At 36.4% G+C, this 15,562-nt stretch carries 12 protein-coding genes; 8 read left to right on the top strand and 4 right to left on the bottom strand.

Annotation, left to right across the window (positions count from 1 at the left end):
- Positions 1-2: 2 nt before the first annotated feature.
- Both EO244_RS15255 and EO244_RS15250 read left to right on the top strand, forming a co-directional pair.
- Complete coding sequence (locus EO244_RS15255) at positions 3-2,201, top strand: DUF3857 domain-containing protein (RefSeq protein WP_129255554.1); 2,199 nt, start codon at positions 3-5, stop codon at positions 2,199-2,201.
- 88 nt (positions 2,202-2,289) lie between these two features.
- The gene (locus tag EO244_RS15250; RefSeq protein WP_129255553.1) at positions 2,290-3,312 is read left to right on the top strand and encodes a hypothetical protein; all 1,023 of its coding nucleotides are present in this window, start codon (positions 2,290-2,292) and stop codon (positions 3,310-3,312) included.
- A 175-nt stretch (positions 3,313-3,487) separates the two neighbouring features.
- Here the strand turns inward: EO244_RS15250 and EO244_RS15245 are convergent, their stop codons facing one another.
- Positions 3,488-5,083, bottom strand: a complete 1,596-nt coding sequence (locus EO244_RS15245) for a DUF3843 family protein (protein ID WP_129255552.1) — start codon at positions 5,081-5,083, stop codon at positions 3,488-3,490.
- A gap of 233 nt (positions 5,084-5,316) precedes the next feature.
- Here EO244_RS15245 and EO244_RS15240 point away from each other — a divergent pair, with 233 nt between their 5' ends.
- The 5 genes from EO244_RS15240 to EO244_RS15220 all read left to right on the top strand — a co-directional run bounded on the left by EO244_RS15240 (position 5,317) and on the right by EO244_RS15220 (position 11,745).
- On the top strand, positions 5,317-7,086 hold the full coding sequence (locus EO244_RS15240; protein ID WP_129255551.1) for a DNA polymerase III subunit gamma/tau: 1,770 nt from the start codon (positions 5,317-5,319) through the stop codon (positions 7,084-7,086).
- Between the two features lie 245 nt (positions 7,087-7,331).
- Positions 7,332-9,566: an NADP-dependent isocitrate dehydrogenase gene (locus tag EO244_RS15235; RefSeq protein WP_129255550.1), complete on the top strand. Its 2,235-nt coding sequence runs from the start codon at positions 7,332-7,334 to the stop codon at positions 9,564-9,566.
- Between the two features lie 163 nt (positions 9,567-9,729).
- Complete coding sequence (gene trhO / locus EO244_RS15230; RefSeq protein ID WP_129255549.1) at positions 9,730-10,764, top strand: oxygen-dependent tRNA uridine(34) hydroxylase TrhO; 1,035 nt, start codon at positions 9,730-9,732, stop codon at positions 10,762-10,764.
- Between the two features lie 48 nt (positions 10,765-10,812).
- The gene (locus EO244_RS15225; protein ID WP_129255548.1) at positions 10,813-11,394 is read left to right on the top strand and encodes a GNAT family N-acetyltransferase; all 582 of its coding nucleotides are present in this window, start codon (positions 10,813-10,815) and stop codon (positions 11,392-11,394) included.
- Between the two features lie 123 nt (positions 11,395-11,517).
- A complete protein-coding gene (locus tag EO244_RS15220; protein WP_129255547.1) occupies positions 11,518-11,745 on the top strand; it encodes a putative signal transducing protein in 228 nt (75 codons plus the stop codon).
- Between the two features lie 83 nt (positions 11,746-11,828).
- On the opposite strand, the gene tpiA is transcribed toward EO244_RS15220, so the two are convergent.
- Genes tpiA through EO244_RS15205 form a run of 3 tightly spaced genes read right to left on the bottom strand, consistent with a single transcriptional unit; the run spans position 11,829 to position 14,442 of the window.
- Positions 11,829-12,587 (bottom strand): triose-phosphate isomerase, encoded by a 759-nt coding sequence (tpiA, locus tag EO244_RS15215; protein WP_129255546.1) that lies wholly within the window; start codon positions 12,585-12,587, stop codon positions 11,829-11,831.
- Positions 12,588-12,603: 16 nt separating this feature from the next.
- A complete protein-coding gene (locus EO244_RS15210; protein WP_129255545.1) occupies positions 12,604-13,836 on the bottom strand; it encodes a BT_3928 family protein in 1,233 nt (410 codons plus the stop codon).
- Positions 13,837-13,872: 36 nt separating this feature from the next.
- Entirely contained in the window at positions 13,873-14,442 is a 570-nt protein-coding gene (locus tag EO244_RS15205; protein ID WP_241687994.1) for a DUF1599 domain-containing protein, read from the bottom strand.
- 143 nt (positions 14,443-14,585) lie between these two features.
- Here EO244_RS15205 and folP point away from each other — a divergent pair, with 143 nt between their 5' ends.
- The gene (folP, locus tag EO244_RS15200) at positions 14,586-15,455 is read left to right on the top strand and encodes a dihydropteroate synthase (RefSeq protein ID WP_241687993.1); all 870 of its coding nucleotides are present in this window, start codon (positions 14,586-14,588) and stop codon (positions 15,453-15,455) included.
- Positions 15,456-15,562: the final 107 nt, after the last annotated feature.

Raw genomic sequence — 15,562 nt, 5'->3', positions numbered from 1 at the left:
AAATGGTACGTAAAATTTTATTAGTTGGAATCTTGCTTGTTAGCTACTGTAATGCTTTTGGACAAAAAGACACTTTAAGAGAAATTCAGTTGCGAAAGCTATTTTGGGACAATCCAACAGAAAAATGGAAGGCGACTGACATTCCAGGCAAATGGGATAATGAGTCTGCGGTTATTCTGGCTAAGGAAACTAATTATTGGGTGAAGAAACAAGCCATTATTTCTGTTTTAGAGGAGAAATATCATACGCATAAGAGAATAAAAGTTCTGGATGATAATGCAGTTACTGCTTATTCTCAATTCACTTTTGGAGAAACAGAAAACAGAGGCTATAACAGTATTTTCTTATCAAATTCTGTGTCGTATTACTATGGAATTAAATTGATTAAGCCAGACGGAAGAGAAGAACTGATTGATAATTCAGAAGAGGTGCGTGAGGAGGTGTCTCATCGAAGATCACAAGTTGGGTATAATAAAATAGCGATTCCTAATTTGGAAAAGGGAGATATAATAGACTTCTACTATTGTGTTGAAAAAAAGTTTGCGATGAATGCATTTTATGTTTTTGATCCCATTCGTTATTTCATTAACGATAATTACCCAATAGTCCATCAGGAACTTACTGTTGAACTTGCCCGAAGATGTTACTTGAACTGTAAATCCGTAAATGGAGCCCCGGAATTACAGGAAGACAGCACGGGAGGTGATAAAAGAGTTTTTACTTATCGTATGATTGATCAGGACAGAGATAAATTAGAGATTCAAGGCTGGTCATATCCTTATGCCGAGCTGCCATGCATTAAATTTCAAGCGTTTAATTCTGCGCCAGCTTTTACAGCTGTACCAGCTTATGCCGATTTTTGGGGAGACCTTCAGAAAAAAAAATCGGATGTGAATTTAAAGGGGGTAATAGGTTTATCTAAAACAATACAAAACCCGGGTTATGGGGTTTATTATTCGTCATTGAAAAAATATATTAAAGACAAGTATGGAAAAAAAGCCATGGTAAAACCAGAGCTTATTGTGAACGATGCCTATTTCTTTTTACGTGAATTCTGGTGTCAACAGCCTTTATTTATGGAAGCTCAAAATGGTGGCTCATGGTATAACTTTAATATGAACAAATTGGTAGGAGCAATGAGTCGTTTGCTTAGATATTATGAGATTGAACATGATATCCTGTTTATGGTTCCCAAATCTCTGGCTAAGGAATCTGACCTCTTGTTTATTGATGAACTGCGTGTAGGGTTACATGTAAAATGTTCTGACAAGCCAATTTTCATAACTGACCTGAATTTAAATTCGTTTCCAAACCTGATTTCAGATTATTTTAGAGGGGTTAAGGCTTATGCTGTTCCAATACTGGCAGAAAACCCCAATGTAAAGGAAATTGAAATACCACTTGGTAAGCGAGGAAAAGTGGATATTGATATTCAATCTGAACTTTCGCTTGATTATGAGAATTCAAAATTGGAAATTGTATCTGAATTTAATATTTCAGGATTGGCCAAGCAGCAATGGGATTCAGTTGTTCTGAATCGTGCCGTTTATCACCGAGAATTTAAATCTGCTGAATATGGCGAGTATATAGAGGATAGAGGTAAAAGGAAAGATTTGGATGCCTATCGAAATTTTCAAGAGAAATTAGCCATACAATTGGAAGAAGGAGATAAGCTTAGACTGAAAAAAATGGAAAAGCAATTGGAATATTTCTTTGGGATAAATCAACCTAAAGTATTGGAGTTTGAGCTTATTTCATCAGGTCGGTGGTTTGAGAATGAAGATTTGAAATTTAGACTTAAGTGGGAGACAGGTGAGCCTCTTGTTTCGGCAGGTGAGAATCTGTTTTTATCGATAGGTAAATTTTCAAAACGTGGAATTAATAAAGCAGATTTGGAGAAAGATAGACATCTGGATATTCATTTCGACGGTAGTAATACCATTTCTCATGAGATTAAAATTAAAATTCCTGAAACTTATAAACTCAGTGGTCTGGAAAACTTGTCAAGCCATTTTGAAGATGAAAACTTTAAAATGAATTGTATCGTTGATACGACAGCAGGGGATTCAAAAGTGCGTTTTGAACAAGAAATAAAATCAAATCACTTAGATAAATCAGAATGGAATAATGTTGTTTCCTTTTTTGATCGCTGTAAAGACATGAACGAAAAGCAGCTTTTAATTCAACTGGAAAACAATTAAACTCAGTTGCATTGAATATGGTAAGTCTGATCGTGTGGTAACGTGAGGGCAATGATGAAAAGTGAGATATAATAATTTAACAATCAATATGAATAAAATAATTTTAAGCGCTATTATTTTTTTTGGATTAGGTGCAAACACCCTATTTTGTCAAAACCTGACTAAAGACTTTAAAATATCATTACCAGAATACACAATACACGAGAGTCGCTATAGTTCACTTGATTTTGTCGATTCAAGGATTGATACTTTAAAAATGGGGATTATACAACGTGGTGCTTTTAATAGAAAAGCCAAAGTTATTGCTAAAGTTCCTTTATCAATCCAGTTGAAAAATGTGATTGAGTCATTAATAGATTCCACGGCAAATAATGGTGAATTATTATTCCAATTAAGACAACTTACATTTGCTGAAGTAACAGGAGCAATGAGTGAAAAAGGATATTGCTATTTAAAAGCAGAATTATATTCCCAAAATAATGATCAATACCAGAAATTAGCATCAATAGATACCTTAATTCTGATAAAATCATTGGATGTAACCAAGCCTTTATTTAAGAGTGCAAGTAAAACGATAACCGATTTTATTGCAAATAACCTTTTAAAAGAATCTATTGATTCTGATTATTATACTTTCAATGATATCCAGGAAATTGATAGTCTCGAGAAACGTAAAATAAAGGTTTATAATACTGATACCTATACAGAAGGCCTTTATTATACTTATCAATCTTTTAGTTGTCAGAAACCCGACAAACAGGCAAAGGTAGAGGTGGAAAAAAACGGTAAAATTTCTCGTGTTAAAATTTCAAACGCAGAGAATAAGATTATAAAAGTTAAGCCTAAAGATATATATGCGATTGTATATAATGGCAAGCCTTACGTTACAACAAAGTTTGGCTATTTTCCATTACAAAAATCAAAAGGTGATTTTTATTTTGTTGGTAAAACAAACGTTTCTGCAAATTCGGGTGATGTGGTGGCTGCCGGAATGTTTTTTGGAGTCATTGGTTCTTTATTAGCATCAAATGCAAATGCAACTTTTATAATGAAGTTAGATCACAACAATGGAGGTTTTATTCATATTCGGGAAGTAAGGGATTATTTATAAACCACGAATCTCAATCTCACGATTATCTTAACTTTGTTTGGATTGTATGGGAAAGAAGTAACCGATGTATAAGCTCAAGGTATGGCCTGAATGAATAAAAAAGCCCCTTATTCCGAAAGTTTTTCGGTCTGAGGGGCGAGTTGTAAGTAAAAATCATAACTGAATGGAATTCGCTCTATTCTGTTTCGCTGAAATAGATGTCGTGTTTCCAAAAACGTGTTAGAAAATCCAGGTTTGGATAGAATACCTTATCGAATTCTGAAGAAAGGCCACTTAGCTGCTCTTTGTACTGATCGAAGTAGTATTGTGTGAGCTCCTTTGAGGCATGTTTAGAAACAATGACATCCCAAAACTTGTCTCTCAGCTTCTCAGCCTTGTAGAAAGGGTTCTTCTCGTCAGGGATGATATCGACAAAGTTGTAAGAAATCTCCATGCCCTGTTGCGAATTAACGAAAACAAAAGCTTCTGTCCATTTCTTATTTAAATCGTCCAATTCGTCCGATCCCATTTCAATCGTTATATCAGCAGAGCCTTCGGGTAGCTTTATATTCTCGCATTTCCGGTAGTAACACCCAAAATCAGATACAAATTTAGACAGCTCATTTGATGGCATAAAAGCAATTGGAGAATTCTTGTTAAAAGAGATAAAGTGTTTCTTCTGCTTTTCAAGTTCCTCAATTTCTAAGCGCTGTGTGGCAGGATCTAAAAAAGCGAGCTTCAGTTTTTCTTCTTCTGATGCCTTTTCATCCAGTATGAAATCGGCGTCGAAATCTTTATACAAAACAATGCCGCTATTCCACCATTTGCCTTGCCACTGGTTGATAGACAGAAAAAGAATCGATTCGTTTGGGGTCAAGCTCATTTTGGGCGTAATGGATTGCTTTGTTATCTCAAATCGTCTGCCTGAAGCAATATGCTCGACGATGAGATCATTTTCATCCTCGCTTTTATAGATAAAAGCGGCCCTTATGCTTTTCGAGATATTTAAAACATCCTGATATAAGGGATGCGCTTTGCCAATAAGGCTCGCAGCCCATTCTTTACCATTTAAAGCAAGCAAACGGGTGCGATAGTGCCATATAAAGTGGTAGCGATTTTCGAATAAATTAGCGTTTTGGGTGTCTGCTGCATGCTCAGGACTCATATCCGAAAAGTCTTCGGCCAGTATGATCTCTTCAAAATTTGCGAGACGATTATATGCGTCCGGATAAAAGAGGTAAGTCCGAAACAGGATATTATCAATCAGATCTCTGACACAGTTGATATGACAAGCTTTATGGGGTAAGCTATAATATTGTTTCAGATCCTCATTCACTTCATAATCGATACTTTCATTGTTGAGAACATCTATGAGTTGATCAATCAGACCGGCAATAAAAAAGCTATTCAAAAATATAATGGTATTAGGTCGTTTTACACTTAGGTAATACCAAACTAAAAATTGAATATCACAGGAATTGATAGAACCACCTTCGTCATACTCTTCGCTTGAAAAAGGAACGGCATGCCCGTAAAGTTCTTTGTGCTGGCGTCTGAATGTTTGGTAAATTTGAGTATCCGAAACAATATCTTCAACAAAAGAGGCCAGCATACATGCAAATTCAATTGCATCTTCCTCTTGCATGGCGTTATCTTCGGTAAAGTAAAGATCTTCCATCAGGACATCTTTAAATTGATTAGCCAGATTAATATAGGACGAGTCACTGACGACTTCCTCGTTATAGGGTTTCAACAACAACCAATCGTGAATGGTAATTTCATTATTTTGCATAGGATTAGATGTTTATAAGATTAACTACAAGTTTAAGTGTTAAATAAACTTAATGAATTTTAATGATAAAATATAGATATTGATAATTAAAAATAAAAAAAGTGTTGGCTCGAATATTTGTTTTAATTGAAAACAATTTGCTCGGAAATAATCGCTTTTTAGGGATGAATGTTTATCTTTGAATTCCTTGAAAAACTAAGAATAAGAACTAATCGTTTCGTTTATACCTCAGTATGGAGAATTTTATCGTTTCGGCTCGAAAATATCGCCCATCAAGCTTTCAAACAGTAGTTGGGCAGCAGTCAATCACCACTACACTAAAAAATGCCATAAAAAATAATCATTTGGCTCATGCCTACTTGTTTTGTGGTCCGCGTGGAGTAGGGAAGACATCTTGTGCCCGTATTTTTGCCAAAACCATTAATTGCTCAAACGTAGGATCTGATTTTGAGGCTTGCAATACCTGCGAGTCGTGTATGGCGTTTAACGAGAATCGTTCTTATAATATACATGAGTTGGATGCTGCATCGAATAATTCAGTAGATGATATTAGAACCCTGATCGATCAGGTGCGTATCCCACCGCAAATTGGGAAATACAGCGTTTATATTATCGACGAGGTTCATATGCTATCGCAGCAGGCTTTTAATGCTTTTCTAAAAACTTTAGAGGAGCCACCTGCACATGCCATTTTTGTATTGGCAACAACTGAAAAGCATAAAATTATCCCAACAATTTTGTCGCGTTGCCAGATATTCGATTTTAGTCGTATAAAGGTTGGTGATGCGGTGAGTCATTTGAAACATATTGCCGAAACTGAAAATATCCGTATTGCTGAAGAAGCCTTAAATGTAATAGCACAAAAGGCGGACGGTGCTATGCGTGACGCTTTATCAATCTTCGATCAGATTGTTAGTTTTTCAGGTAAGGATATTACTTTCGAGAATGTGATTCAGAACCTGAATGTTTTGGACTACGACTACTATTTCAGGATGGTGGACGCTTTCCTTGAAGGAAAAGTCACTGATGTTTTAATTCTATTTAATGAGATTGTAGAAAAAGGATTCGATGGACATCATTTTGTCGCAGGTTTGAGTTCTCATATCAGAGATATACTGGTGGGGAAAGATGCTGCAACCCTTCAATTGCTTGAGGTTAGTGATAGTGTTAAAGAAAAATACACCCAGCAGTCAAAGAAATGCGAGGTTGATTTTTTATACGATGCTTTAGGTATCCTTAACGAATGTGACATACATTATAAAAGCAGTCAAAATCAGCGCCTACTTATCGAGCTCACTCTAATTCAATTGTCCCAGATAATTGAATCAAAAAAAAAAGGTGCTAGTCTGAAGAAAAATTTCCGACGACTTTTGAAAATACGAGTTGAGGGACGTGCCTCAACTCCCAAAACTGCAGGAACCAAAGATAAAGCTCCTGTTCATCCTCAGCAAGAAGCGCAGCGAACGACTCCTCCTGCTTCCTCACAAGCTCAACAAAGAGTTTCGATTTCGCCGAGTGTAAGTCCATCCTCAATATCAATTAAGGCGGCTATGAGCCGGGGTATTGCTAACAGACCAGAAACTTCACCCAAACAAGAATTAAAATCAAAGGAATCTCCAGCTAATTATAAAGAGGCACAGAATCAGCCTTATTCAGCTAAAACAGTTGTTGAAAAGTTGAAGGAATATACAATTATTAGAGGTAAAAGTGAACGAATTCGCTTAGCTGTAGCCAATTGTGACGCTGAAATAAGAAAAGATGGACAGCTGGTTGTAAAGGTGAGTAATCAAATTCAAGAGGATGATATTCTAGCCGTTAAAAATGAAATGGTCAATTATCTGAAAAGAGAATTACAAAATTCGACCATCAATTTTATTACAGAAGTAACAGAGACCGCAACGAAAAAAAGATTGTATACTGACACCGATAAATTCAAATATTTGTGTGAGAAAAATCCGGTTTTAGAGCAGTTGAAGCAGAAATTTTCCCTCGATTTCGAATAAATAAGATTTTGAAGCCTTAAAAATGACTAAAAGTCACATTATACACCCGGTATTCAAGTATGTATTGTGTTGATTTTTAGGCTGTTTTTATTAGAGAAAAAAATCGTTAAAAAATAAGCACTTTTATATTCTGAAATAAAAAAAATACATATGTTTACCCTCGAATTAAACGCTGTTTAATTCACAATAAAAACACACAATCAAGTTTATTTTTTAATTAAAAATTACACAAAACACCAACTGACATGGCAACAACATCAAAAATCATCTATACAAAGATTGATGAAGCACCGGCCCTTGCAACTTATTCACTATTGCCAATAATTAAGGCATTCGTAGAGGCGTCAGGTATCGAAGTTGAGACCAAAGATATTTCTCTTGCTGGGAGAATTATCGCTAACTTTCCGGAAAATTTGACCGAAGATCAAAAAATTCCTGACAATCTAAATGAATTGGGAGAGTTAGCAAAAACTCCAGAGGCTAACATTATTAAGTTGCCCAATATCAGTGCATCAATTCCTCAGCTTAAGGCAGCAATCGCTGAATTGCAAGCTAAAGGTTACAATTTACCTAATTATCCTGAGGAAGCAATTACAGAAGAAGATAAAGCATTACAAGCACGTTTTGCTAAGGTTCTTGGTTCTGCAGTTAACCCTGTTTTACGTGAAGGGAACTCTGATCGTCGTTCAGCTGCTTCAGTTAAGAAATACGCTCAGAACAACCCACATCGCATGGGTAAATGGTCAGCTGATTCTAAGGCTCACGTTGCACACATGACTGAGAAAGATTTCTACGGAAGTGAAAAGTCTGTGACTATGCCTAAAGCAACTGATGTAAGAATCGAATATGTTGATAATAATGGCGCTATTACTGTTTTAAAAGAAAAGCAGGCATTATTAGAAGGCGAAGTAATTGATACATCAGTGATGAATGTAAAAGCTTTACGTGCTTTCTATGCAAAAGAAATTGAAGCTGCAAAAGAAGAAGGCTTGCTATGGTCACTTCACCTTAAAGCAACGATGATGAAAATCTCTGATCCTGTAATGTTTAAACATGCAGTTGAGGTATTCTATGCTGAAGCTATTAAGAAGCATGCTGACACTATCAAAGAGTTGGGCGTAAACTTCAATAATGGCTTAGGCGATCTTTACGCTAAGATTGAAAATTTACCAGCAGATAAGAAAGCTGAAATCGAAGCGGATATTATGGCCGTTTACTCAACTCGTCCTGATATTGCAATGGTTGATTCAGACAAAGGAATCACAAACTTACATGTTCCTAACAATGTAATTATCGATGCTTCAATGCCGGTTGTTGTTCGTGATGGAGGTAAGATGTGGAATTCTGCTGGCGAATTACAAGATACAAAAGCGTTAATTCCAGACCGTTGTTATGCAACAATGTTCCAGGTTTGTTTCGATGACTGTAAGAAAAATGGTGCATACGACGTAGCAACTATGGGATCTGTATCAAACGTAGGTTTGATGGCTCAAAAAGCTGAAGAGTATGGTTCTCATGACAAGACTTTCATGGCTCAGGGCGAAGGTGTAATTCGTGTTGTTGAGTTCGATGGAACTGTTGTAATGGAACAGGCTGTTGAAGAAGGTGATATCTTTAGAATGTGTCAAGTTAAAGATGCACCGATTCAGGATTGGGTTAAATTAGCTGTTAACAGAGCTAAAGCGACTCAAACTCCGGCAATTTTCTGGTTAGACGAAAACAGAGCTCATGATGCTCAGTTGATTAAGAAAGTAAACACTTACCTTGCAGATCACGATACAACCGGACTTGATATTCGTATTATGAGCCCGGTTGATGCGATTGCTTTCTCTTTGGAGAGAATTCGTAAAGGTGAAGATACTATCTCAGTAACTGGTAACGTATTGCGTGACTACTTAACTGACCTTTTCCCAATTCTTGAGCTGGGTACGTCTTCTAAGATGTTATCAATCGTTCCATTGATGAATGGTGGTGGTTTATTCGAGACTGGTGCAGGTGGATCAGCTCCTAAGCATGTTCAGCAGTTCGAAAAAGAGAATCACTTACGTTGGGATTCTTTAGGTGAGTTCCTTGCTTTGGGTGTTTCTTTAGAGCATTTAGCACAAACTACTGGTAACGAAGACGCTAAGTTGTTTGCTGAAACACTTGATGCTGGTGTAACTAAATTCTTAGCTGAGAGCAAATCACCATCACGTAAAGTGAATGAGTTGGATAACCGTGGTTCTCATTTCTATTTAGCAATGTACTGGGCTGAAGCTCTTGCTGCGCAAACTAAGAATGCAGAATTGCAGGCACGATTTGCTACAGTTGCTAAAGAACTTGCTGATAACGAAGCTCAGATTATTGAAGAGTTAAATTCAGTACAAGGACAACCAATGAATATTGGTGGATATTTCATGCCATGTGACGAATTAGCTAATAAAGCAATGCGTCCAAGTGCAACACTAAATAAAATTATCGATACTTTAGCTGCTTTGTAAGCTTAAAACGATAACTGTAACAATAGCCTTCCGGAAATGGAAGGCTATTTTTTTTGCATACTACGCAATAAAACACTTTCAGGTCTGATTTATTAGTCAAATCTTTGCAACTCGTTTCAAATCCATTATTTTTGCATTTTAAATTATTCTAAATAAAAATAAAATGCAACTCCACAATAAATTGAGCAAGGAGGAAGCGCTCAAAAAACTTCATGCAGAGAGTTTTAAACGCACAACACTTTCTTTCTATCGTTACGTTATACTTGAAGATCCCCAATCGTTTAGAGATGCCTTGTTTCTTGAATGGGATAAATTAGGTTGTTTGGGACGAATTTATATTGCCCGTGAGGGAATAAATGCTCAAATGAGCGTTCCTGAGCACAATTTAGACGCTTTTAAGGAAGCTTTGAATGTTCGGGTCGAATTGAAAGATATGCCGATAAAATGGGCTGTAGAAGATGACGGGAAATCTTTCTTCAAATTAATAATTAAAGTTCGTCCGAAGATTGTTGCTGATGGTTTGGATGATGGGAGTTTTGATGTGACCAATGTTGGGAAACATCTTAGTCCAATGGAATTTCACGAATCTTTGGACGATCCCAATACTGTTGTGATAGATATGAGAAATCATTACGAAAGTGAAGTTGGTAAATTTGAAAATGCCATATGTCCCGATGTGGATACTTTCCGGGAAGAAATTCAAATGGTTGTTGATGACTTCTCTGATAAAAAGGATAATAAGGTTTTGCTTTATTGCACAGGAGGGGTGCGATGCGAAAAGGCTAGTGCATACCTCAGACATCATGGTTTTAATGATGTAAATCAGTTACATGGTGGTATTATTGAATATGCCCGACAAATCAAACAACTGGGAGTTAAATCAAAATTTATTGGTAAAAACTTTGTTTTTGATGAGCGTTTGGGAGAAAGTATTGATGGACAAATTATAAGCAAATGTCACCAATGCGGGGCTCCTTGTGATACCCATACCAATTGTGCTAACGATGATTGTCACCTCCTTTTTATTCAATGTCAGTCTTGTCGTGAGCAATACCAAGGTTGCTGCACCGATGAATGTAAAGACATTATTGCCTTGCCACAGGAGGAAAGAATTTTGATGCGTTCAAAATTTCACGATAAGTATTCAAAGAGTCAGATTTACCGTCAACGAATTCGTCCTAAATTGAATCATTCTTAGGTGAAATCAGTTTCTTTTTTTTGTATCTTCAAAACAAAAACAAGAATTATGGATCAACCAAATCAAAAGAATCAGCTCAGTTTTCAGCCTTTGAATATCTCCAATTTTAGTGATTTTGAATATCTTTTTGCTGAAAGAGGAACATGTAATGGGTGTTGGTGCATGTATTGGCGTTTGCAGGCAGAAGAATTTGAAGCTGGTAAAGGGGAGAAAAATCGGCTTGCAATGAAAGCAATGGTCGAATCAGGTGAGCTTGCGGGTATTATCGTTTACAATGCTAATGAACCTATTGGCTGGTGTTCTTTTGGAAATCGGGAACACTTCCCAAGATTACCCAAATCGGAAGAGCTACTTGAAATTGAAGACAGGAATGCATGGGTTATCACTTGTCTGTTTGTTAAAAGAAACTGGAGAAGGAGAGGCGTTAAAAGAGCCTTGTTAAAGCATCTAATCGATTATTGCGGTATGCAAGGGGCCAAAGTTATTGAAGGTTATCCTTGTAATTCTACTTTCAGTAAATATCCGGATGCTTTTGCCTGGACAGGGATTTCTAAAGCTTATAAAGCAGTGGGTTTTAAAGAAGTGGCTAAAGAAACCGGAAATAGGCCATTTATGCGATGTTATTTGTAATGTCATACTTTTACATTGTATTGAAATAATGATCCAAATACAAGATTTAATCGCTTGATATTAAGAAAATAGATCTTATCTTTAATAGAAACATGAATTTAAACCCATCTAAAATTAAATATTATGACCGAAGGAAAAGAAAGTGTTTGCGTATTTAAAGGTTCAATTATTGATGTCAACTACTATATGGAGTGCCTGGATGAAATAGGTATTTCGTCTATTATTAAAGATGATTTTCAGTCTGGAATTCATGCAGGATTCATTGGTGGATCTCCCGAAGCTATTGAGTTATTGGTTGATATGGATAATGCAGAAAAGGCCCTCGAATGTATCAAAGGATTGCAAGAATAGCCTATTTCGTATTTTATAAAAAGCATAAAAAAGTCGGGAAACGTATTTGTTCCCCGACTTTTAAATTTTTCCAATTTCTTAAATTAAAAGGCAGTAATAATACCCATGAAGTCTTCAGCAACCAGCGAAGCACCACCAATAAGACCACCATCAACATCTTCGTTACTAAATAGCTCTTTGGCATTAGATGGCTTACAGCTTCCACCGTATAGAATAGAACAGTTTTGTGCAGCCTCTTCACCGTATTGTTCAGCAAGCGTCTTGCGGATAAAAGCGTGCATTTCCTGAGCCTGATCGGCTGATGCCGTTACACCCGTACCAATCGCCCATACGGGTTCATAAGCCAAAATTACTTTTCCAAAATCTTCAACAGAAAGGTGGAATAAACCGTCAGCAATTTGAGATTTAACCACATCAAAATGCTTTCCACTCTCACGTTCTTCCAAAACTTCGCCAATACAGAAGATTGGTGTTAGATTGTTTTCAAGGCAAAGGTTGGTTTTCTTTACCAGAATTTCACTGGTTTCACCATAGTAGCTTCTACGCTCTGAGTGACCAAGAATCACACATTCAGTTCCTGTAGATGCAATCATAGAAGCTGAAATTTCACCTGTGTAAGCACCACTTTTTTCATCGGCACAGTTCTGAGCCGAAACACGAATCTTATTGCTGGTAATGGCCTTATTTAGCTCAGTAAGGTGAACGAAAGGAGCGCCAATGATAACTTGAACATCTTTGATATCGGTAGACTCAACCAAACCGTTAATTTCTTTTGCCAACTCGATACCTTCTTGAAGGTTGTTGTTCATTTTCCAGTTTCCTGCAACAATTTTTTTTCTCATAACTGTCATCTGTTTTTTAAAGCTTAAATCGGGACTTTAGTATAAGGAATCCTCCGATTAAAAGCAGTAAAGTTGTTGTAATACTTAAAATAACTAATTTATTAGTCAGTGTTTGATGTTGTGTTATTGAATAGGCTGCTAAATTAGCCTTTATTTCTGTTGTTTTGGGTATATCTCGCCAATGCCATTTGTTTAAAATCGTTCCATTTTGTAAAAGTACGAGACCAGGGTTGGAACGAATAATGGTTTTTAACTGAATTTCATCAGTAGTATAAAATTCGTAGAAAGCATTGTTCTTTTCTTTAAAGCTGTTTATTTCATCATCAGCAGAAGCCGTTAAGCAGATGAAATTGTAGTTCTGATTTCTGCACCAATCTGCCAATTCATTAATCTCTTTCAAATTTGTAAGATTCATTCCTTTAAGATGACGACTGACCAATAAAAATGTGTAGGATGAGTCATTCAGAATTTGTTCGGTAATATCACCAGACTGCTCATTCGAGATAGAGAAATCGTGGATAGGCGCTTTATAACCGTCTTTAATTTTAATCTGCTCAACGTCAACATAAGTCCAGCTTGAATCCTGCCAGGGGTAATTGCTTTCATCAAACTCCTTAATTACGCCATCTTTTTCGTATTTAAAAATAGATTTGTATTCGTCAGCGGGTGCACCTTCAGGAATCGTCATACTTTCCTGAATATTGGCACCAATGTGATAAGGACGGAAATCGATAAAGGGTAAGTGGCGATATGAATAATAAGAACTGCCCAATGCAATCATTAATGAAAAGGCAAGCAAGAGGTTCTGAGTTATTTTAGAGCTTTTATCTTTTTCCATATTTCGGGTAAAGAATACAACAAGAGTAAAAGCCAGAATAATAATGTTTTTTCCAAATGTCTCCCAGTTCGTTAATATTAATGCGTCACCAAAGCAGCCACAATCAGTAACCGGATTCGTCAGAGCTAACAGCAATGTAAGGGGAGTGAAGAATAACATGAAAAGAAGTGCCAGCCAGGATGCACTTTTTTTATACACATTAAATAAGATAAGCATTCCGACGCTGAACTCGAGCGTGGAAAGGATAATAGCCATTGAAAAGGCAATACCTGTCAATGAATCCATTCCAAAAGCCAAAAAATAATCTTTAAACTTAAAGGTCGATCCCATAGGATCAATGGCTTTAACAAAGCCTGAAAAAATAAAAAGGGAACCGACCAGAAGGCGGCTTATAGATCTTAGTAAGCTCATGCAATTGTTTACTTTTGGGGGTTGCTTATAATATGTTTATTCACCGAATTCCAGCTTAATTAGTCCAAATACCGAATAGTTAATCATATCGTAGTAATTGGCATCAATTCCTTCCGATATAATCGTTTTTCCTTTATTATCTTCGATCTGCTTGGTGCGATTAATTTTCATCAAAATCAGGTCAGTATAAGAAGACACCCTCATACTTCTCCAGGCTTCATCGTAATCATGATTTTTCTTTTCCATCAAGCTTTTGGCTTCCTGAAAGTATCTAGTATACAATTCCAAAGCTTTATCATGATCTAAGGCTTCGTCCGAAGGGCCAAGTTCAAGTTGGATGATTCCCATGATACAATAGTTTACAATACCAATAAACTCAGAACGAATATCATCCTCAATTTTACTCATCCCTTTTTCTTCAATACTCCGAATACGTTGCGCTTTGATATAAATTTGATCCGTTAGTGAAGTCGGACGTAAAATACGCCATGCCGTACCATAATCTTTCATTTTCTTGGTATAGATATCGGTACAAATCTTGATAATGCTATCGTATTGCTCGTTGGTGGTCATGTTGGATTTTTGAGTTTGTTCTATTGTAGTCATCTATAAATGAAGCTTAATTTTTAATGAATCAGTCTATCTTGATAATTGAATTAAATAATAAAAACGTCTTATCTCAGGACAAACCGGCAGCTTTGACAATTTTCTTTTATTTTTGTTCAATTATTAATAAAAATAGCCATCACATGCAAAAATATAAAACAAATCCTTCAAATCAGAAGATCGAATCAATTATGTGTGGTAAGAATTCAATATCTTTTGATAAACCTTTGGTTATGGGGATTTTGAATTTAACACCTGATTCCTTTTTTGATGGTGGACAATATATCGATGCCAATTCAATTCTAAAACGAGCCAAACAAATTATTGCAGAAGGCGCAGAGATTATCGACTTGGGAGCCTATTCAACGCGCCCGGGAGCCGCAGATATCGATGTTGAAGAGGAGTGGAGACGAATGCAACCGGCTTTGGCAATTATTAGGAGAGAATTGCCGGATGTGGTTTTGTCGATTGATACGTTTCGTTCAGAACTGGTTCGCAGAGTTGTTAGCGAGTTTGGTGCTTGCATTGTGAATGACATTTCAGGTGGTACAATGGATGATAAAATGTTTGCAACCGTTGCTGAATTAAAGGTGCCTTATATCATGATGCATATCAAAGGCACACCTCAAACCATGCAATCGCAAACTGTCTACAAAGATCTTATGGCTGAATTAGTCCAGTTTTTTGAAGAACGAGTGAAGCAATTGAATGAGCTTGGCGCAAAAGATATTATTATAGATCCAGGTTTTGGTTTTGGTAAGACACTGGAGCATAACTATCAAATTATGTCTCAACTGGAAGCTTTCAAGGCGTTTAACCTGCCCTTATTAATTGGGATTTCACGTAAATCGATGATTTACAAATTACTTGGTGGAGAAGCTAAAGATAGTTTAAATGGCACAACTGCCTTAAACATGGTTGCTCTTATGGGTGGTGCTCATATTTTACGTGTTCATGATGTAAAAGAGGCTGTTGAATGCGTGAAGATCTACAATCAGGTGTTGATTAAATAATAGAGCTTCTCTCTTAAGGATTATCTATTATAAATTTCTATTTTTGTTAAGGATGCATTTCAAACAAGATGCACTGTATATTCTAAAGTCATAATTAGCTTAATATT

This window comes from Ancylomarina salipaludis (assembly GCF_004122035.1).
In the GTDB taxonomy this organism is placed as follows: domain Bacteria; phylum Bacteroidota; class Bacteroidia; order Bacteroidales; family Marinifilaceae; genus Ancylomarina; species Ancylomarina salipaludis.
Note: the sequence above shows the minus strand (reverse complement) of the source record. Positions and strands in the feature narration are given on the sequence as shown.

What these genes read in the sequence shown, in the direction of transcription:
- EO244_RS15255 (WP_129255554.1), top strand. Translation starts at nt 3, where the DNA reads ATGGTACGTAAAATTTTATTAGTTGGAATCTTGCTTGTTAGCTACTGT.
- EO244_RS15250 (WP_129255553.1), top strand. Translation starts at nt 2,290, where the DNA reads ATGAATAAAATAATTTTAAGCGCTATTATTTTTTTTGGATTAGGTGCA.
- EO244_RS15245 (WP_129255552.1), bottom strand. Translation starts at nt 5,083, where the DNA reads ATGCAAAATAATGAAATTACCATTCACGATTGGTTGTTGTTGAAACCC.
- EO244_RS15240 (WP_129255551.1), top strand. Translation starts at nt 5,317, where the DNA reads ATGGAGAATTTTATCGTTTCGGCTCGAAAATATCGCCCATCAAGCTTT.
- EO244_RS15235 (WP_129255550.1), top strand. Translation starts at nt 7,332, where the DNA reads ATGGCAACAACATCAAAAATCATCTATACAAAGATTGATGAAGCACCG.
- trhO (WP_129255549.1), top strand. Translation starts at nt 9,730, where the DNA reads ATGCAACTCCACAATAAATTGAGCAAGGAGGAAGCGCTCAAAAAACTT.
- EO244_RS15225 (WP_129255548.1), top strand. Translation starts at nt 10,813, where the DNA reads ATGGATCAACCAAATCAAAAGAATCAGCTCAGTTTTCAGCCTTTGAAT.
- EO244_RS15220 (WP_129255547.1), top strand. Translation starts at nt 11,518, where the DNA reads ATGACCGAAGGAAAAGAAAGTGTTTGCGTATTTAAAGGTTCAATTATT.
- tpiA (WP_129255546.1), bottom strand. Translation starts at nt 12,587, where the DNA reads ATGAGAAAAAAAATTGTTGCAGGAAACTGGAAAATGAACAACAACCTT.
- EO244_RS15210 (WP_129255545.1), bottom strand. Translation starts at nt 13,836, where the DNA reads ATGAGCTTACTAAGATCTATAAGCCGCCTTCTGGTCGGTTCCCTTTTT.
- EO244_RS15205 (WP_241687994.1), bottom strand. Translation starts at nt 14,442, where the DNA reads ATGACTACAATAGAACAAACTCAAAAATCCAACATGACCACCAACGAG.
- folP (WP_241687993.1), top strand. Translation starts at nt 14,586, where the DNA reads ATGCAAAAATATAAAACAAATCCTTCAAATCAGAAGATCGAATCAATT.